Genomic DNA, 18,135 nt, shown 5'->3' on the forward strand with positions numbered 1-18,135 from the left:
CGCACGCGCATCGGGTACGCGCGCTCGAGCGCCTCGACCGGCGTGTCGGCGGTGTTCGTCATGTTCGTGTGGACCGCGCTCATGCCGTCGCGACCGGGACGCGCACCCTGCCCGCCGCCCACCGTCTCGTAATAGACCGAACGCTCCGCTCCGATCAGCACGTTGTTCATCGTGCCCTGGCTCGCGGCGCCGAGCCGGTCCGGTACGACCTGCGCGAGCGCGCCCAGGCACACGTCCGCGACACGCTGGCTCACCTCGACGTTGCCCGCGCCGACCGCCGCGGGCGGGCGCGCCGCGACGACCGTCCCGGGTGGCGCGACGACCGTGACGGGTCGCAACGCTCCCCCGTTCGCGGGGATCGTCGGATCGGTCGCGCACCGCAACGCGAACGCGACTGCGCTCACGGTCACGGCCTCGACCGCGTTGACGTTGCCGGGGCGTTGCGCGCCCGTGCCGGTGAAGTCGAACGTGACGCGGTCGCCGTCGACGGTCAGCGTCACGATGACGGGCGTCGGCGTCTGCTGCTCGGGCGCCGGGCCCGCGGAGTCGAGCACGTCGTCGAACCGGTAGCTGCCGTCGTCCAGCGCTGCGATCGCGGCGCGCATGCGGCGCTCCCCGTATGCGAGGACCTCGGCGAACGGTGCCGACGCGAACGCCGCGAGCCGCTCGACGCCGAGCACGTTCGCACCACGTTGCGCCGCGAGGTCCCCGCGCCGCTCGTCGGGCATCCGTGACGCCGCGACGATGACCGCCTCCACGCCGTCGCCGAGCAGCACGGACGGGATGCGGAGGCCTTCCTGCGCGATCTCGCGCGCCTCGGGCGGCATGGAGCCCGGCGCCATCCCGCCGAGGTCCGCGTGATGGGCCCGGTTCGCCGCCCACCCGACGAGCACACCGTCGACGAAGCACGGGGCGACCAACGTGACGTCGTTGAGATGGGTGCCGCCCGCGAACGGGTCGTTCAGCACGACCTGGTCACCGGGGCGCACGCGGTCGCCGCACGCGTCGATCGCGGCGCGCACCGCCGCCGGCATGGAGCCGAGATGGACCGGGATGTGCTCCGCTTGGACGAGCAGCTCGCCGCCGGCGGTGAACAGCGCGGCCGAGCAGTCGGCGCGTTCCTTGATGTTCGGGCTGAACGCGGCGCGCCGGAGCACCGCGCCCATCTCCTCCGCGATGCCCGTGAGCCGCGAGATCAGCACCTGCAGCGCGGCGGGGTCGAGTGGCTCGCGTCCCGTCATCGTCTGCGCACGACCCACGCGCCGAGCTCGCGCGCCTCGGCGATCCAGCCGTCCGGGATCCACACCGTCGCGTCCTCCTCGGCGAGGACGGCCGGTCCGCTGACCGTGCTGCGCGCGACGTCCGGCAACGACGCGACATCGAGCGCGGAGCGGAGTTCGGCACGGGCGCGCAACGCGACGACCTCGACGGCGTCCCCGCGTCGCTCGTAGCCGTTGCGGCGGCGGTGCTCGTCGTGGAACGCGTCGACGTCGGCCACGGTCAGCTCGTGGCTCTGGCCCGCGTACCGGCAGTCGACGGACGTCTCGACGCGCGCGTCGTCGCCGACGAGCGCGACCGCCTCTCGCGCGAGAGCCCCGAGGGCGTCCTCCAGCCCGGCGCGTGAACGCGGCTCGGGCCAGGAGCGCACGAGCTCGCGACGCCGTGGCGAGGTGAGGAGCCCGACGGCGCAGAGCACACCGGCGCGGGGCGGCACGATCACCGCCGCCATCCCGAGGGCGTCCGCGAGCGCGCAGGCGTGCAACGGGCCGGCGCCGCCGAACGCGACGAGCGCGAGATCGCGTGGATCCACGCCGCGCTCCACGGTGACGCGCCGGATGGCGCGCTCCATCGCCGCGTCCACGACGTCGACGACCCCCTTCGCGTCGACGCCCGCGCGTTCGAGCGCAGCTCGCGACGCGACGGCATCGAGACGGCCGAGGTCGGGGAACGCGGCGTCCGCGGGGATCCGACCGAGGACGAGGTCCGCGTCCGTGACGGTCGGCTCGCGGCCGCCGCGCCCGTAGCAGGCGGGTCCGGGTTCGGAGCCCGCGCTGCGCGGGCCGACCGCGAGCGCGCCGCCCGGGTCGAGTCGCGCGATCGAGCCCCCGCCGGCGCCGATCGTGTGCACGTCGAGGGCGGGGAACCGGACCGGAAGGCCGGCGATCGCGCGCTGCGGTGAGGGTTCGGGCACGCCACCGCGGATGAGGCACACGTCGGTGCTCGTGCCCCCCATGTCGAACGACACCGCGTCCGGGTGGCCGACCGCAGCCGCGACCGCGGCCGCGGCGCGGACACCGCCCGCCGGCCCCGACAGCAACAGTGCGACCGGGTGCTCGCTGGCATGACGAACGGGGAGGAGGCCGCCGGCGGACGTCATCGCGAGCACGTCGTGCGCGAGCGCTTCGAGGCGTCGCAGGTACGGCGTGCAGCGCGGCCGCAGGTACGCGTCGAGCACGGTCGTGATCGTGCGCTCGTACTCGCGGAACTCGGGCGAGACCTCGTGCGAGCACGTGACGTCGTGACCGCGGGCGCGCAGGACGTCTGCGACCGCGCGCTCGTGCGCCGCGTCGAGGTCGGCGTGGAGGAGGCACACCGCGACCGCGTCGACGTCCGCCGGGATGCCCGGAATGCTGCACGGGTCGAGCGCCTCGATCTCGCGACCGCGCGCGTCGAGCCGACCGCCGGACTCGAAGCGCAGCTCGCGCGGCACCAGCGGCTCGGGCCGGTCCTCCCACACGTCGTAGAGCGAAGGGCGCGTCTGACGGGCGATCTCGATCACGTCGGCGACGCCGCGCGTCGCGACGAGCGCGACCCGGCCGCCGCGGCGCTCGAGCAGCGCGTTCGTGGCGACGGTCGTGCCGTGCGCGAGCACCTCCGGACGTGCCGGCAGGTCCGCGAGCGCGCGCTCGAGCGCGGCCGCGGGATCGACCGCGCTCGACGACACCTTGCGGACGTCGCCGGTGTCGTCCACGACGTCGGTGAACGTCCCCCCGGTGTCGGCACCGACGCGCACGAGGTCATGGTGACATCGACGACGGGCGTCACGCTCCGCGAGCGAGCGCGACCAGCGTTACGAGTGCGCGTCCTGCAGCAGGTAGCCGCGCGAGCGGACCGTCCGCACCTCGAGGCCGAGGGGCTCGATGCGCCGGCGCAGCCGGAGCATGTGCACGTCCAGCGCGTTGCGCGTCGGTGCGCCATCCGGCCACGCGCACCGCGCGAGACCGTCGCGCGTGACGACGCTGCCGAACCGCTCCACGAGCGCGCCCGCGAGCAGCCGTTCGACCGGGCTGAGCGCGGCCCACCGCGTCCCGTACCGGAGCAACCCGTCGCCGTCGAGCTCCGGCTCGACGTGCTGCGCGACGGCTCGCTGGGTCAACGTCGCGACACGCGCGGCGACGTCGCGGTCGTCGGCCGGGAGCCGGATCCAGTCCTCGAGCGCGTCGACGCACACCGGCGGCGCGGTCTCCGCGGCGACGAGCAGCAGCCGGGGCACGCGGCCCTGGCGCAGGCGCTCGAGACGGATCTCCTCGTCCGGCCAGCGGACGACGACGACCTCCACGGCGTCAGCGTACGGATGCGATGTTTCTGGTGTGTTTCGCAAACGTGAACACGAGCCGTCGGCGAGCGGTCAGCGAGCCGTACGCAGCCCGGCGCGCTGCTCGATCTCCCGCGCTGCCGCGACGACCGCGGCGCCGTAGCGCGCCCCCGGCCGCCGGCCGAGCCGGTCGACCGGACCACTGACGCTCACCGCCGCGACGGCGTACCCGCGCCCGTCGAGCACCGGGGCGCTCACGCTCGCGACTCCGGGCTCGCGCTCCGCGACCGACGCCGCCCACCCGCGGCGGCGCACGGCCGCGAGCTCCTCGGCGTCGGGATCCACGCCGCCGGGCAGCGCGTCGGCCGGATCGCGCCACGCGAGCAACGCCTTCGCGCCGGATCCCGCGGTCATCGGGAGCGCGGCGCCGATCGGCACGGTGTCGCGGAGGCCACTGCGCCGCTCCGCGGTCGCGACACACACGCGCGCGCCGTCGTCGCGCACGTAGAGCTGCGCGCTCTCGTCGGTCTCGTCGCGCAGCGCGGCGAGGACGGGCCGAGCCGCCTCGACGACGGCGAACCCCGACGCGGCGCGCGTTCCCCAGCCGACGAGGCGCGCGCCGAGCCGGAAGCGGCCGTCGCCGTCGCGCCCGACGACGCCGTGCCGCTCGAGCGCGACCGCCAAGCGGTGCGCCGTCGGCCGGGAGAGCCCGGTGCGCGTGACGAGGTCGGCGAGCGACGCGGGACCGTCGGCCGCCAGGGACGACAGGATGGTGACGGCCTTGTCGAGGACCCCGACGCCGCTCTCGGCTACGCTGTCCATAACGCAATACTGCCGTCTCGCATCGTGAGATACAAGCACGGGAGCGAACATGCCGCAGACGTTGTCGGAGAAGGTGTGGGAACGCCACGTCGTGCATCGCGCCGAGGGCGAGCCCGACCTGCTCTACGTCGACCTGCACCTCGTCCACGAGGTGACGTCACCACAAGCGTTCGACGGCCTGCGTCTCGCGGGCCGTCGCGTCCGCCGGCCCGACCTGACCGTCGCGACGATGGACCACAATGTGCCGACGACGGGCGGCGTCCGCTTCGACGCGTCCGGCACCGCGGTCGGTGTGAGCGATCCCGTCTCGCGCAAGCAGATGGAGGTGCTCGCCGCGAACTGCCGCGAGTTCGGCGTCCGGCTGTACGCGATGGGCGAGGCCGGTCAGGGCATCGTGCACGTGATCGGTCCCGAGCTCGGGTTGACGCAGCCCGGCATGACGATCGTGTGCGGCGACAGCCACACCTCCACCCACGGCGCGTTCGGCGCGCTCGCGTTCGGCATCGGCACGAGCGAGGTCGAGCACGTGCTCGCGACGCAGACGCTGTGGCAGGCGAAGCCGCGCTCGATGGCGGTGACGGTCGAGGGCGACCTCCCGCGCGGCGTCACCGCGAAGGACGTCGTGCTGTCGATCATCGCCCGCATCGGGACGGGCGGCGGCGTGGGCTCGATCATCGAGTACAGGGGCTCCGCCATCCGGTCGCTCTCGATGGAGAGCCGCATGACGGTGTGCAACATGTCGATCGAGGCCGGCGCCCGCGCCGGGATGGTCGCGCCCGACGACACGACGTTCGCGTACCTGGAGGGCCGCCGGTTCGCCCCCACCGGCGCGGCGTGGGAGCGCGCGCTCGACGACTGGCGGTCGCTCGTCACCGACGAGGGCGCGACGTTCGACAAGGACGTCGCGATCGACGCGTCGGAGCTGCGCCCGTCCGTCAGTTGGGGCACGAACCCGGGTCAGACGGTGACGATCGACGATGCCGTCCCCGACCCCGACTCGTTCGCGGAGCCTGCGGCGCGGGAGGCCGCCGAGCGCGCCCTCCGGTACATGGGCCTGCAGGCGGGCACGCCGATGCGCGACATCGACGTCGACACCGTGTTCATCGGCTCGTGCACGAACTCGCGCATCGAGGACCTCCGCGCGGCCGCCGACGTCGCGCGCGGTCGTCGGGTGAAGGACGGCGTCCGCGCGCTCGTGGTGCCCGGCTCGATGACGGTGAAGGAGCAGGCCGAGGGCGAAGGGCTCGACCGCGTGTTCACCGACGCGGGGTTCGAGTGGCGCGAGGCCGGCTGCTCGATGTGCCTCGCGATGAACCCCGACAAGCTCGCGCCCGGCGAGCGCGCCGCGTCGACGTCGAACCGCAACTTCGAGGGCCGCCAGGGCCCGGGCGGGCGCACCCACCTCGTGTCCCCCGCGGTCGCGGCCGCCACCGCCGTCGCCGGCCACTTCGCGACCCCCGACGATCTGGACTGACCACGACGTTCATGCGTCGCTCGTTGTCGCAGAGCGACGTCGAGCGACGCATGAACACGAAGGAGACGCACACGTGGAACCCGTGCACCAGGTGATCGGGCGGGGCGTGCCGCTCGACCGGGCCGACGTCGACACCGACCAGATCATCCCGGCCGAGTGGCTGAAGCGCGTCGAGCGGACGGGCTTCGGCGAGGGCCTGTTCTCGGCGTGGCGCAAGAGCTCCGACTTCGTGCTCAACCAGGCGCGCTACCAGGGCGCGACCGTGCTCGTCGCGGGGCCGAACTTCGGGTGCGGCTCGTCCCGGGAGCACGCGCCGTGGGCGCTGGAGGACTACGGGTTCCGGGCGGTGATCGCGCCGAGCTTCGCCGACATCTTCCGGGGCAACTGCCTGAAGATCGGGCTGCTGCCGGTCGCGCTCCCGCAGGACGCCGTGACGCGGCTGATGCGCGCGGTCGAGGACGACCCGTCGGTGGAGATCGTCGTGGACGTCGAGCGTCGCCGCGTCACCGCGCCGGCCGCGGACGTCGACGAGCCGTTCGAGCTCGACGACTTCACGCAGTACCGGCTCCTGAACGGGCTCGACGACATCGGGCTGACGATGCGTCACGACGACGACATCGCCGCGCACGAGGCGCGCCGCGCCGAGTTCCTGCCGACGGTCGACGACAGCGCGTAAGCGCTACGACGGCTTGACGCCGGCGAGCAGCGCGAGCTCGCGCCACTTCCAGTAGCAGTCGACGTCGTCGAAGCCGATGTCGCGCAGCCACGCGAGCTGCACGTCGACCGGCACGAGCTTGTTCGACGGATCCTCGCCGGCGTCGATGAACGAGTAGAACCGCTCGTGCAGCCGCGGTGTCGGTGACGACACGTGCTCGAGGTTGGCGAAGAGGCCCCCGGGCTCCAGCCGGTCGAACACCTCGGCGTACAGCGCACGCTTGCGCGCGTCCTCCACGTGGTGGATCGCGAACGAGCTCACGACGACGTCGAACGAGCCGAGCGTGTCGGGCAGCGACCGGTCGAGATCGTGCTCGACGACGGTGACCGACCGGTCGCCCGCGAACCGCTCACGGGCCGCGGCGAGCATCGTCGGCGAGAAGTCGACGGCCACCGCCTCCGCGAACGCGCAGTGCGCCCGCAGACGCGCGAGGAGCCGGCCGTCACCCGTGCCGAGGTCGAGGACGCGTGTCGCGGTCGCCGGGACCAGCTCCCACAGCGTCGCCTCGCCCTCGTCGCGCCGGTACTGGTCCGCGCGCGCGAGGTACGCCGACGCGTGCGCGTCGGTCCGCCATTCGTTCTTGTCCGGTCGCGCTCGCGAGCTCGCCGCTCCTGAGAGCTCGCTGCGCACCCTCCGGGCTGCTCCGCTCGCCGCCTCGGTTGACGCGCAGTCGTCCATTCTTACGGCCCGACCTCGACGTCGCGCACGACGGGGTTCTCGCGCATCCGGACGATCCGGTTCACCGCGTTCAGATACGCCCGTGCGGACGCCTCGACGACGTCGGTCGACACGCCGCGGCCCGACACCTTCATGCCGTCGACCTCGAGCTGCACGACGACGTCGCCGAGCGCGTCGCCGCCGCCGGTCACCGACGACACGTTGAAGTCGAGCAGCGTGCCGCGCACGCCCGTCGCCGCCGCGATCGCCTCGATGGCGGCGTCGATCATGCCGTTGCCCTCGCCCGTCGCCTCGATCTTGCCGGGCCCTTCGCTCAGCACGACGCGCGCGGTCGGCGTCGACGACGTGCCGCCGTTCAGGTCGAGGCTGACGATCTCGTAGCGCTGCACGACGCCGGTGCCGAGCTCCTCGGCGACGATCGCCTCGAGGTCGGCCTCGGTGATCTGCACCTTGCGGTCGGCGAGCTCCTTGAACCGCGTGAACGCCTGGTTGAGCGCGTCGCCCTGGATGCGGATCCCCATCTTGGCGAGCGAGTCGGAGAACGCGTGACGGCCGGAGTGCTTGCCGAGCACGATCTGCGCGGCTTCCTGGCCGACGATGCTCGCGTCGATGATCTCGTACGTCTCGCGGTCGGCGAGCACGCCGTGCTGGTGGATGCCGGACTCGTGCGCGAACGCGTTCCGTCCGACGACGGCCTTGTTGTACTGCACCGGGTAGCCCGTGAGACGCGACACGATGCGCGACGTGCGCGCGAGCTCCTCCGTGCGCACACCGGTCTCGATCCGGACGCCCGCTCGCTCGGAGAAGAAGTCACCGCGTGTGTGAATGGCCATGACGATCTCCTCGAGCGCGGCGTTGCCGGCGCGCTCGCCGAGCCCGTTGATCGCGCACTCGACCTGGCGCGCACCGGCCGCGACCGCCGCGAGCGAGTTCGCGACTGCGAGGCCGAGGTCGTTGTGGCAGTGCGTCGAGACGACGTAGTCGCCGCGCACGGTGTCGAGGATGTGGCGGATGAGCCGCGCGTACTCCTCGGGGATGCCGTAGCCGACGGTGTCGGGGATGTTGAGCGTCGTCGCACCGTTGTCGACCGCGGTCTGCAGCACGTCACACATGAAGTCGACGTCCGACCGGCTGCCGTCCTCGGGCGAGAACTCGACGTCGTCCGTGTAGCCCTTCGCGCGCGCGACGCCGGAGGCGGCCTCCGCCTTCACCTGGTCCTCGGTCATCCGCAGCTTCTTCTTCATGTGGATGGGCGAGGTCGCGATGAACACGTGGATGCGCGGGTGCTCGGCGTGCCGTACCGCTTCCCACGCGCGGTCGACGTCTTGGAACGCGGTGCGCGACAGCGCGGTGATGACCGGCCCGCGCACGGCCCGTGCGATCGACTCGACGGCGTCGAAGTCGCCCTGGCTCGCGATCGGGAACCCGGCCTCGATGACGTCGACGCCGAGACGGGCGAGCTGCTCCGCGATCTCCAGCTTCTCCGCGACGTCCAGCGAGATGCCCGGCGACTGCTCGCCGTCCCGCAACGTCGTGTCGAAGATCTTCACCCGTTCCATCACGTCACCTCGTTCATGGCTCTCTCGGCTCCGGCCCGTATCACGGCAAACAAAAACCTCCTCGGCCGACAGGCACGAGGAGGCGTCCGCGAGCACCGAGCGGGTGCTCGCAGCTAGGTCAGCAGCAGGGCGGTGGGCCGCACGTCCTTGGTCATAAGTGCGCGAAGTAGTCTGCCAGGTCAGCGGGTATCCGTCAATTCCGTTCTCGCCGCGGCCACAATCGATCGCTCGTGAGGACCTTCCTGCGCCAGACGCTGCGCGTGCTCCTGCTCGCCGGTCTCGCCTTCGGCCTGTGGCGCGCGCTCGAGTCCCGCCGGAGCGGTGCGCTGGCCGGCGAACCGTCCTTCCCGGACCTGCGCGCGGTCCCGTCGACGCCGCCGACGCGCGCGGGTGTCGATCCCGTCGACGGCCAGTGTCCGCCCGGCTATCCGGTCAAGGGGAAGCGCAGCAGCGGCATCTACCACGTGCCCGGCGGGCTCAGCTACGCGCGCACCGTTCCCGACCGGTGCTACGCGGCGCCGGCCGACGCCGAGGCTGACGGGCTCCGCGCCGCGCTGCGCTGACACCCGTTCCGTTCTGTGCAGCCTCATCCACACACGGTGTGTCTGACGCTTCACAGAAGAAGCGGGGTGCGGGCTACAGCTCGATCGCCTTGGCGTCGTGGACGCCGGGTTGCGCGCGCACCTGTTGCACGACCGCGTCAGGGACGGTGACCGCCGTCGTGAGCGCCATCAACGCCGCCTCCCCGGCGGGGCTGCGACCCACGCGCATGTCGTCGATGTTCACGTCGGCGTCGCCGAGGAGCGACGTGACGCGACCGATCATGCCGGGGCGGTCGTCGTTGCGGACGACGAGCATGTGCGCCGCGGGCGGGATGTCGACCGAGTGCTCGTCGATGCCGACGATGCGCGGCTCGTCCTGCTGGCCCGTGAGCGTGCCGGCGACGTGCACCGGTCGATCGTCGACTCGGCCGCGCAACGTGACGAGGTTGACGAAGTCGAGCGTCGCGGACGACGTCGTCTCGCGGACGGCGAGCCCGCGCTCCTTGGCGAGCTGCGGCGCGTTGACGAACGACACCGGCTCCTCGACGACCCCGCCCAGCACGCCCTTCAACACCGCGAGCGTGAGCACGCTGCAGTCGTAGTCCGCGATCTGGCCCTCGTACGTGACGTCGAGCGTGTCGACCGCGCCACCCGCGAGCGCCGTGAACAGCCGCCCGAGTCGCTCGGCGAGCGGGAGGAACGGGCGGACGGTCGAGGACGCCTCCGACGCCGCGACGTTGACCGCGAACGGCACGAAGTCGCCTCGCAGCGCGAGCACCACCTGCTCGGCGATGGTGACGCCCGCCTTGTCCTGCGCCTCGGCGGTCGACGCGCCGAGGTGCGGGGTCACGACGACGGTGTCGAGCTCGAACAAGGGCGACTCGGTCGTCGGCTCGGTCGCGAAGACGTCGAGGGCGGCACCGGCGACGCGTCCTTCGCGCACGGCCTCGGCGAGCGCGGCTTCGTCGACGATGCCGCCACGCGCGGTGTTGATCACGCGCAAGGTCGGCTTCGCGTGCTTGAGCATGTCGGCGTCGACGAGGCCCATCGTGTCGCGCGTCTTCGGCAGGTGGATCGTGAGGAAGTCCGCCTCCGCGACGAGATCGGCGAGGTCGGCGACGAGCTGGACACCGAGCTGGCGGGCACGCTCCGCCGACACGTACGGGTCGTACGCGGTGAGCCGCATGCCGAACGCGAGCGCACGCTGCGCGACGAGCACACCGACGCGGCCGAGGCCGACGATGCCGAGCGTCTTGCCGTGCAGCTCGACGCCCTCCCAGCGCGAGCGGTTCCACTGCCCCGCCTTCAGGTCCGCGTTCGCCTGCGGGATGTTGCGCGCCTGCGCGAGCATCAACGCGATCGCGTGCTCGGCGGCGGACAGCACGTTCGACTGCGGCGCGTTGACGACCATGACGCCGCGGCGCGTCGCCGACTCGACGTCGACGTTGTCGAGCCCGATGCCGGCGCGGCCGACGACGACGAGGTCCGATCCCGCTTCGAGGACGGCGTCGGTCACGCGGGTCGCGCTGCGGATGACGAGCGCGGACGCGCCCGGCACGACGTCGAGGAGCTCCTCGGGGGAGAGACCGAGACGCTCGTCGACCTCGAACCCGGCGTCGCGCAGTGCATCGAGCCCGGTGGGCGCGAGCTTTTCGGTGACGAGAACCCGGGGAGACATGATCGTCACGCTATCGCCGGGCCGGGTCGGCACCCGCAAGCGTGCCGACCGGGCCCGGCCGTCACCCGAGGAGCTTCGCGATGCGGTTCACGCCCTCCTCGAGGTCGTCGTCACCGAGCGCGAACGACATGCGGGCGTAGCCGGGCGCGCCGAACGCCTCTCCGGGCACGAGGGCGACCTTCGCCTCCTCCAGCACGAGCTCGCACAGCTCCAGCGTGTCCCCGGGTCGCCGGCCGGCGACGTCGCGGTCGAGGGCGGAGACGAAGCTCGGAAAGCAGTAGAACGCGCCCTGCGGCTCCATGCATGCGACACCCGGGATCGCGGACAGGAGCTCGTGCATCCGTCGGCCACGACGCTCGAACGCGGCGCGCATCTCGGCGACCGCCGCGAGATCGCCCGTGACGGCCGCGAGCGCGGCGCGCTGCGCGACGTTCGACACGTTCGACGTCGCGTGCGACTGGAGGTTGCCGGCCGCCGCCACGACGTCGCGCGGCGCGATCATCCAACCGACGCGCCAGCCGGTCATGGCGTACGTCTTCGCGACGCCGTTCACGACGATGCACGTGTCGGCCAGGTCCGGCACGAGGACCGGCATCGAGGTGAACTCGTTGTCGCCGAACACGAGGTGCTCGTAGATCTCGTCGGTGACGACCCACACGTCGTGCTCGACCGCCCACCGCCCGATCGCCTCGACCTCGTCACGCGGGTACACCGCGCCGGTCGGGTTGCTCGGCGAGACGAACAGCAAGGCCTTCGTCCGCTCGGTGCGCGCCTCCTCGAGCTGTTCGACGCTGACCCGGAAGCCCGTGCGCTCCGTCGTGGGGAGCTCGACCGGTACGCCGTCGGCGAGCGCGATCGCCTCCGGATACGTCGTCCAGTACGGCGCGGGCAGCAGCACCTCGTCGCCGGGATCGAGCAGGGCCTGGAACGCGTTGTAGACGGCCTGCTTGCCACCGTTCGTGACGAGCACGTCGCCGGGCGAGCACTCGTACCCCGAGTCGCGGGCCGTCTTCACCGCGATCGCCTCGCGCAGCTCGGGCAGCCCGGGCGTGGGCGAGTACCGGTGATTGCGCTCGTCCCGGCACGCTGCCTCGGCCGCCTCGACGATGTGCGCGGGCGTCGGGAAGTCGGGTTCGCCGGCGCCGAAGACGATCACGTCCTCGCCGGCCGCCTTCAGCGCCTTCGCCTTCGCGTCGACGGCGAGGGTGGCCGACTCGGCGATCGCGCCGATCTTGCGTGAGATGCGGGCGCGCGGCATGTCGCTCATGTCCCTCATGTTCGCACGCCGCCGCGCGGTGGCCGGACCCGATATCCGGGCCGGCATCCGGCCCACGGCTGGCTCGATCTTCTAGCGTGTTCGCCCGGATGTCGCGCCGCTCGTCGGTCCTGGCCCTGCTCGTCCTCGTCGCTCTCCTCGGCATCGGCGGCGTGTCCGTCGCGCCCGCCGGCGCGACGTCGTCACCGTCGCCGTCGCACGGTCGGACCACGTCGACCACCGTGTGGACGCCGCCGCCGCCCGCCGCCGAGGTCGTGTTCGACGCGACGACCGGCGTCGTGCTGATCGCGAAGGATCCCCACCAGACGTTCCTGCCTGCGAGCACGCAGAAGCTCATGACCGCGCTCACCGCGCTCGAGCACCTGCCGTCGGACACCGCCGTCCCGATCAGCGCGCGCGACGCGAGCGTGCCGAACATGAACATCGGCGCGAAGCCGGGCCAGGTCTGGAAGCTCGACGATCTCGTGCACGCGTTGCTGATCATCTCGGGCAACGACGCCGCGTACGCGATCGCGGAGCGGTCCGCGGGTTCGGTCGAGGCGTTCGCCACGCAGATGAACACCGTCGGCAAGCAGCTCGGCCTCGTCGACAGCACGTTCAGCGACCCCGCGGGGCTCGACGGTCGCGAGGGCCTGAACGGTGGAAGTCACGTCAGCGCGTACGACCTCGCGATCGTCGCCCGCAACGCGCTGGCGGTCCCGGAGATCGCCGACACCGTGAAGCTCGTCGACTACTCGTTCGTCGGACCCGACCGCAAGCACACGCTGCACAACCACAACGACGCGTTCCTCACGACGTACGCGGGCGCGACCGGCATGAAGACCGGCTACACGAAGGCCGCGCAGAACGCGCTCGTCGCGTCGGCGACGCGCAACGGGCGAACGCTCGTCGCGGTCCTCCTCGGTTCCCCCGGCGGCGAGATCGGCACCGCGCACTGGGCCGCGCAACTCCTCGACCAGGGGTACGCGATGCCGCCGACCGCGAACCCGACCGGGATCGTGCTCCCGCCCGTGCGCGTGTTCACCGCGGACCAGCGGGCGGCGACGCTCGCGTCGCTCCCCCGGCCGCTCGGCGGCGTCGCCGCGGCCGGTGCCGCGACGTCGCCGTCGCGCCCGGGCGGTGACACGAGCCCGACGCTCGCCCCGCCGACGGTCCACGTCGACGGCGAACGCGCCTCGGCGACCTCCCACCCGTCGTCGGGCGGGCTGCTCACGCTGCGCAACGCACTGATCGCGCTGATCGTGCTCGCGATCCTCGTCGCGGTGCTGCGACGGCGGGCGATCGTCCGCAACCGTCGCCGGATCGCGGCGCGACAGCGGTGGATGGCGGAGGCCCAGCGGCGCGGCTCGCTCGACGTCATCGAGACACGTGGCGGCGACGGCGGGCGCGTCGACGTGATCCGTCCCGGTCAGCAGCAACGCAGGCAGAGCTCGCGCTGAGCGCGGGCGGGGGCCGGTCGGTCAGGCGACGGCGCTCGGCTCCGGCTGCGCGGACGAGAGCGCCGGGAGCCGCGGGTCGTTCGAGAAGACCTCCTCGATCGGCTGCTTCATCCCGAGCCGACGCTGCACGACGCGGACCTCGTTCTCCTGGTTCCAGAGCGAGAGCGTCACGACGACACCCGTCTCGCCCGCGCGTGCCGTGCGGCCGCTGCGGTGGAGGTAGGTCTTGTGGTCCTCGGCGGGGTCGTAGTGGACGACGACGTCGATCTCGTCGACGTGGATGCCGCGCGCGGCGACGTCGGTCGCGACGAGCACACCGAGCTTGCCGGCGGCGAAGTCGGCCAGGGCCTTCTCGCGCGCGCCCTGGCGGAGGTCGCCGTGGATCGCGCCGGCCCGTACGCCCTCGCGGCGCAGGTCGGAGACGAGACGGTCCGCGCCGCGCTTGGTGCGCACGAACACGAGCGTCCGGGTCGCGCCGCGCGCGATGGCCGCGGCGACGCGCACCTTGTCCATCTGGTGCACGAGGAAGAAGTGGTGGCGCATCTCCTCGACGGTCGGCTCCTTCGACGCGACCTCGTGGAACGCGGGGTCGTGCATGTACCGCTTCACGACCTGGTTCACGGCCCCGTCGAGCGTCGCGGAGAACAGCAACGTCTGGTGGTCACCCTCGATGCGGTACAGGATCTTCTGCACCTGGGGCATGAACCCCATGTCGGCCATGCGGTCGGCCTCGTCGAGGACGAGCATCGACACGTCGGCCAGCTGCAGCTCGTCGCGCTCCATGAGGTCGATGAGACGCCCGGGCGTGCCGATCACGAGCTCGACGCCCTTGGCGAGTGCCTTCACCTGCGGCTCCATCGCCACGCCGCCGTACACGGCGCGGACCCGGATGCCGCGTGGGCGCGCGAGCGGGACGAGCACGTCGGCGACCTGGTTCGCGAGCTCGCGCGTCGGCACGAGCACGAGCCCGGTCGGCCGGCGCGGCGAGGCCTTCGGGAGCCGCTCGAGGAGCGGGAGGCCGAAGGCGAGGGTCTTGCCCGAGCCCGTCTTGGCCTTGCCGCAGAGGTCACGGCCGGCGAGGGCATCGGGGATGGTCAGGGCCTGGATGGGGAACGGCTCGGTGATCCCCGCCGCGGCGAGGGCCGAGGCGAGGTCAGCGGAGACGCCCAGCGTCTCGAAGGTGGGCAAGCTGTGTGGGCTCCGGATGTCGTCGTGCGCACGGAGGGGGTGCGCTGGTCGTGCGGCGGGTCGGAGGCGGCGCCGTGGGAGGCGGCCGCGCAGTCGGCGGCGCCCTGGTGGGCGGCCGCGTCGACGACCCGTCGATCCGACCGGTGGGCCGGGCCGGGTGCCCGACCACGCTTCGTCCATGCTACCCCTCGGCGGGCGGTCCCTCGGTCATGGTCCCGCAACACACGGCCTCGCAGCGGTCGCAGCGGGACCGCTCGGACGCTCGGCCCAGGCGCTCCCGGCGCACGCAACGTCACCTGCTAGGCATGCGGCCCGTGAGCGAGGTGACGGTCGCGTCGTTCAACACGCACTGGGGGGTCGACCGGCGCGGGCGGCGCTTCGACGTCGTCGACGTCTGCAAGCGCCTCGACGCGGACGTGCTCGCGCTGCAGGAGGTGTGGCGGCCGAACGGCGGCACCGGGTTCGTCGACGACGTGGCCGCCGCGCTCGGCGCCACGTTGCTCGAGCTCGTCCTCACGCCCGACACCTTTCGCGCGCGCCCGAAGCACTTGCCGATCCCGCCCGGCCCGCCGGGCACGTGGGGGCTCGCGGTGCTGAGCCGCCTCCCGGTGCGCGAACGCTTCGACGTCGATCTCGGTCACGCGCTCGGCGATCCCGTGCCCCGCCGCGTCGCGCTGTGCGCGGAGGTCGGCGTCGACGGGCGGCCGCTCGTGTTCGCGGCGGTCCACGCGTCACACCGCTTGTACGGATCGCCGCCCCAGCTGCGCCGTCTCGCGCGCGTGCTCGACGAGCGCCGCACCCCGAACGTCATCGCGGGTGACTGCAACATGTGGGGCGCGGTGCTCGCGCCGTTGCTCCGCGACCGCCGTCGCGCCGTGCGCGGTGCGACGTGGCCGGCGGGGATGCCGCACAGTCAGATCGACCATCTCTGGGTGTCGGACGGGCTCGCGGTCGTCGACGGCGAGGTGCTCGGACGTACCGGCTCCGATCACCGACCCGTGCGCGCGCGTCTGCGTCTCACGGACTGACCGTCACCGCGTCGGTACGATCCGCGCTCGGCCCGAGAGCGGAGGTGCGGGATGGCGCACGAGGTGCAGGGCGTGGTCGCGCGGGCGAAGGGCGAGCCCGTCACGACCGAGACCGTCGTCGTCCCCGACCCCGGCCCGGGCGAGGCGCTCGTCGGTGTGCAGGCGTGCGGCGTGTGCCACACCGACCTCCACTACCGCGAGGGCGCGATCAACGACGAGTTCCCGTTCCTGCTCGGGCACGAGGCGGCCGGGGTCGTCGAGGCGGTGGGCGACGGCGTGACCGAGGTCGCGCCCGGCGACTTCGTCGTCCTCAACTGGCGCGCCGTGTGCGGCGAGTGCCGCGCGTGCCGCCGGGGGAAGCCCTGGTACTGCTTCGCGACGCACAACGCGCACCAGAAGATGACGCTCGCGGACGGGACGCCGCTCACGCCCGCCCTCGGCATCGGCGCGTTCGCGGAGAAGACGCTCGTCGCGGCCGGGCAGGCGACGAAGGTCGACCCACGTGCGAAGCCGGAGGTCGCGGGACTCCTCGGGTGCGGCGTGATGGCCGGTCTGGGCGCCGCGATGTTGACCGGCGGCGTGCAGCGCGGGGACTCCGTCGCGGTGTTCGGGTGCGGGGGCGTCGGCGACGCGGCGATCGCGGGCGCGCGGCTCGCGGGCGCGACGACGGTGATCGCGGTCGACGTCGATCCGCGCAAGCTCGAGTGGGCGAAGGAGTTCGGCGCGACGCACAGCGTGAACTCGCGGGAGACCGATCCGGTCGAGGCGGTGCGGGCGCTGACCGACGGCAACGGCGCGGATGTGTGCATCGAGGCCGTCGGGCGACCGGAGGTGATGGAGCAGGCGTTCTACGCGCGGGACCTCGCGGGGACGCTCGTGCAGGTCGGCGTGCCCGACCCGAGCATGCGCATCGAGCTGCCGATGATCGAGTTCTTCGGCCGCGGCGGCGCGCTGAAGCCGAGCTGGTACGGCGACTGCCTGCCCAGCCGCGACTTCCCGCTGCTCGTCGACCTGTACCTGCAGGGCCGGCTCGACCTCGAGCGGTTCGTCAGCGAGCGCATCACCCTTGGCGACGTCGAGGACGCGTTCCACAAGATGGAGCGCGGCGAGGTGCTGCGGTCGGTGGTCGTCCTGTGACGACGGAACGCGTCGTGACACACGGCGTCTTCTCCATCGACGGCGAGGACTTCGACGTCGACAACAACATCTGGATCGTCGGCGACGACCGCGAGGTGTGCGTCGTCGACGCCGCCCACGACGCCGCGCCGATCGTCGAGGCGGTGCGGGGCCGCGTCGTCCGGGCGATCCTGTGCACGCACGGGCACAACGACCACATCAACGTGGCGGTCGAGCTCGCCGGCGCGCTCGACGCGCCCGTCGCGTTGCATCCCGACGACCGGATGCTCTGGGACGCCCTGCACCCCCGCCGCCCGCCCGACATCGCGCTCGTCGACGGCGCGCGCGTCGTCGCCGGTGACGTCACGCTCCTCGCGATGCACACGCCCGGTCACTCGCCGGGCGGCGTCAGCTTCTACGACGCGGCCGGTCGCCGCGTGTTCGCGGGCGACACCCTGTTCCGCGGCGGCCCGGGCGCGACGGGACGGTCCTTCTCGAGCTTCCCGACGATCATCGACTCCATCCGCACGCGCCTGCTCACGCTCCCGGACGAGACCGTCGTGCACACCGGCCACGGTGACGACACGACGATCGGCGCCGAGGCACCCCACCTCGACGAGTGGATCGCGCGCGGCAACTGACCGCGCGCCCTGTCGGCTACCGCGCCGTCGCGTACCCGTCGCTGCGGACGGCGACGTACCCGCTCCCCGACGCCGTCAGCCCCCGCCAGCGATCGAAGTCGACATATCCCGCCGACGACGCCACGCGCATCGACCCCGTCGTGTGGACGCCCCCGAACCCGTCGAGCACCGCGAGCCCCGACCCGTCGGGCGCGACGACGAGCGACCGGGCGATGTCCCAACCGGACCAGTACGGCGACGGCAGCGCACGCGCGGTGCCCGCGACGTGCAACGCGCCCCAACCGTCGAGCACGTAGACGCCGGTGGAGTGCACGCCGTCCGCCGACGACAGCCCGACCGCGCGCGCGATGTCCCAACCGGGCCAGTACGTCGACGGCGCGGGGAGCGAAGCTGCCGTCCCGGACGTGTGGAGCCCGCCCCACGCATCCAGCACGACGATCCCGC

17 protein-coding genes are annotated in these 18,135 nt (G+C 72.9%); 7 read left to right on the forward strand and 10 right to left on the reverse strand.

Annotated elements, in window-relative coordinates; all coding sequences use genetic code 11:
• The 4 genes from VFC33_14245 to VFC33_14260 all read right to left on the reverse strand — a co-directional run.
• Positions 1-1,259 (reverse strand): hydantoinase B/oxoprolinase family protein (locus tag VFC33_14245; protein ID HZR14399.1); only part of this gene is annotated, 1,259 nt, incomplete at its 3' end.
• Positions 1,238-3,013 (reverse strand): hydantoinase/oxoprolinase family protein, encoded by a 1,776-nt coding sequence (locus VFC33_14250; protein HZR14400.1) that lies wholly within the window; start codon positions 3,011-3,013, stop codon positions 1,238-1,240. The genes VFC33_14250 and VFC33_14245, both read right to left, overlap by 22 nt.
• 57 nt (positions 3,014-3,070) lie before the next feature.
• Positions 3,071-3,559 carry a winged helix-turn-helix domain-containing protein gene (locus VFC33_14255; GenBank protein ID HZR14401.1) on the reverse strand — a complete coding sequence of 163 codons (489 nt, stop codon included), beginning with the start codon at positions 3,557-3,559 and terminating at the stop codon, positions 3,071-3,073.
• A gap of 69 nt (positions 3,560-3,628) precedes the next feature.
• Complete coding sequence (locus tag VFC33_14260) at positions 3,629-4,357, reverse strand: IclR family transcriptional regulator (GenBank protein ID HZR14402.1); 729 nt, start codon at positions 4,355-4,357, stop codon at positions 3,629-3,631.
• Between the two features lie 49 nt (positions 4,358-4,406).
• Here VFC33_14260 and leuC point away from each other — a divergent pair, with 49 nt between their 5' ends.
• Together leuC and leuD are read left to right on the forward strand one after the other, a co-directional pair.
• Positions 4,407-5,831 (forward strand): 3-isopropylmalate dehydratase large subunit, encoded by a 1,425-nt coding sequence (gene leuC, locus VFC33_14265; protein ID HZR14403.1) that lies wholly within the window; start codon positions 4,407-4,409, stop codon positions 5,829-5,831.
• A 73-nt stretch (positions 5,832-5,904) separates the two neighbouring features.
• A complete protein-coding gene (gene leuD, locus VFC33_14270) occupies positions 5,905-6,507 on the forward strand; it encodes a 3-isopropylmalate dehydratase small subunit (protein ID HZR14404.1) in 603 nt (200 codons plus the stop codon).
• 3 nt (positions 6,508-6,510) lie between these two features.
• Here leuD and VFC33_14275 read toward each other — a convergent pair whose 3' ends face one another.
• Together VFC33_14275 and VFC33_14280 are read right to left on the reverse strand one after the other, a co-directional pair.
• On the reverse strand, positions 6,511-7,176 hold the full coding sequence (locus VFC33_14275) for a class I SAM-dependent methyltransferase (protein HZR14405.1): 666 nt from the start codon (positions 7,174-7,176) through the stop codon (positions 6,511-6,513).
• Positions 7,177-7,226: 50 nt separating this feature from the next.
• Positions 7,227-8,783 (reverse strand): 2-isopropylmalate synthase, encoded by a 1,557-nt coding sequence (locus VFC33_14280; protein HZR14406.1) that lies wholly within the window; start codon positions 8,781-8,783, stop codon positions 7,227-7,229.
• Between the two features lie 230 nt (positions 8,784-9,013).
• Here VFC33_14280 and VFC33_14285 point away from each other — a divergent pair, with 230 nt between their 5' ends.
• Complete coding sequence (locus VFC33_14285) at positions 9,014-9,346, forward strand: hypothetical protein (GenBank protein ID HZR14407.1); 333 nt, start codon at positions 9,014-9,016, stop codon at positions 9,344-9,346.
• Positions 9,347-9,419: 73 nt separating this feature from the next.
• Here VFC33_14285 and serA read toward each other — a convergent pair whose 3' ends face one another.
• Entirely contained in the window at positions 9,420-11,003 is a 1,584-nt protein-coding gene (gene serA, locus VFC33_14290; GenBank protein HZR14408.1) for a phosphoglycerate dehydrogenase, read from the reverse strand.
• A gap of 61 nt (positions 11,004-11,064) precedes the next feature.
• Complete coding sequence (locus VFC33_14295; protein ID HZR14409.1) at positions 11,065-12,261, reverse strand: pyridoxal phosphate-dependent aminotransferase; 1,197 nt, start codon at positions 12,259-12,261, stop codon at positions 11,065-11,067.
• A gap of 107 nt (positions 12,262-12,368) precedes the next feature.
• Here VFC33_14295 and VFC33_14300 point away from each other — a divergent pair, with 107 nt between their 5' ends.
• The gene (locus tag VFC33_14300; GenBank protein HZR14410.1) at positions 12,369-13,718 is read left to right on the forward strand and encodes a D-alanyl-D-alanine carboxypeptidase family protein; all 1,350 of its coding nucleotides are present in this window, start codon (positions 12,369-12,371) and stop codon (positions 13,716-13,718) included.
• Between the two features lie 21 nt (positions 13,719-13,739).
• Here the strand turns inward: VFC33_14300 and VFC33_14305 are convergent, their stop codons facing one another.
• Complete coding sequence (locus VFC33_14305) at positions 13,740-14,906, reverse strand: DEAD/DEAH box helicase (protein HZR14411.1); 1,167 nt, start codon at positions 14,904-14,906, stop codon at positions 13,740-13,742.
• Between the two features lie 314 nt (positions 14,907-15,220).
• On the opposite strand from VFC33_14305, the gene VFC33_14310 reads away from it, so the two are divergent.
• The 3 genes from VFC33_14310 to VFC33_14320 are packed head-to-tail and all read left to right on the forward strand — an operon-like array spanning position 15,221 to position 17,691.
• A complete protein-coding gene (locus tag VFC33_14310) occupies positions 15,221-15,934 on the forward strand; it encodes an endonuclease/exonuclease/phosphatase family protein (GenBank protein ID HZR14412.1) in 714 nt (237 codons plus the stop codon).
• A 51-nt stretch (positions 15,935-15,985) separates the two neighbouring features.
• A complete protein-coding gene (locus tag VFC33_14315) occupies positions 15,986-17,071 on the forward strand; it encodes an S-(hydroxymethyl)mycothiol dehydrogenase (GenBank protein HZR14413.1) in 1,086 nt (361 codons plus the stop codon).
• Positions 17,068-17,691: an MBL fold metallo-hydrolase gene (locus VFC33_14320; GenBank protein ID HZR14414.1), complete on the forward strand. Its 624-nt coding sequence runs from the start codon at positions 17,068-17,070 to the stop codon at positions 17,689-17,691. Before VFC33_14315 ends, VFC33_14320 begins: the two co-directional genes overlap by 4 nt.
• Before the next feature lie 16 nt (positions 17,692-17,707).
• On the opposite strand, the gene VFC33_14325 is transcribed toward VFC33_14320, so the two are convergent.
• Positions 17,708-18,135, reverse strand: a 428-nt coding sequence (locus tag VFC33_14325; protein ID HZR14415.1) for a hypothetical protein, incomplete at its 5' end; no start/stop codon positions are given.

The organism is Acidimicrobiia bacterium (assembly GCA_035651955.1).
In the GTDB taxonomy this organism is placed as follows: Bacteria; Actinomycetota; Acidimicrobiia; order IMCC26256; family JAMXLJ01; genus JAMXLJ01.

Excerpts from the sequence above, each read along its gene's own strand:
- serA (HZR14408.1), bottom strand. The coding sequence starts at position 11,003 with ATGTCTCCCCGGGTTCTCGTCACCGAAAAGCTCGCGCCCACCGGGCTC.
- VFC33_14300 (HZR14410.1), top strand. The coding sequence starts at position 12,369 with ATGTCGCGCCGCTCGTCGGTCCTGGCCCTGCTCGTCCTCGTCGCTCTC.
- leuC (HZR14403.1), top strand. The coding sequence starts at position 4,407 with ATGCCGCAGACGTTGTCGGAGAAGGTGTGGGAACGCCACGTCGTGCAT.
- VFC33_14295 (HZR14409.1), bottom strand. The coding sequence starts at position 12,261 with ATGCCGCGCGCCCGCATCTCACGCAAGATCGGCGCGATCGCCGAGTCG.
- VFC33_14280 (HZR14406.1), bottom strand. The coding sequence starts at position 8,783 with ATGGAACGGGTGAAGATCTTCGACACGACGTTGCGGGACGGCGAGCAG.
- VFC33_14260 (HZR14402.1), bottom strand. The coding sequence starts at position 4,357 with ATGGACAGCGTAGCCGAGAGCGGCGTCGGGGTCCTCGACAAGGCCGTC.
- VFC33_14315 (HZR14413.1), top strand. The coding sequence starts at position 15,986 with ATGGCGCACGAGGTGCAGGGCGTGGTCGCGCGGGCGAAGGGCGAGCCC.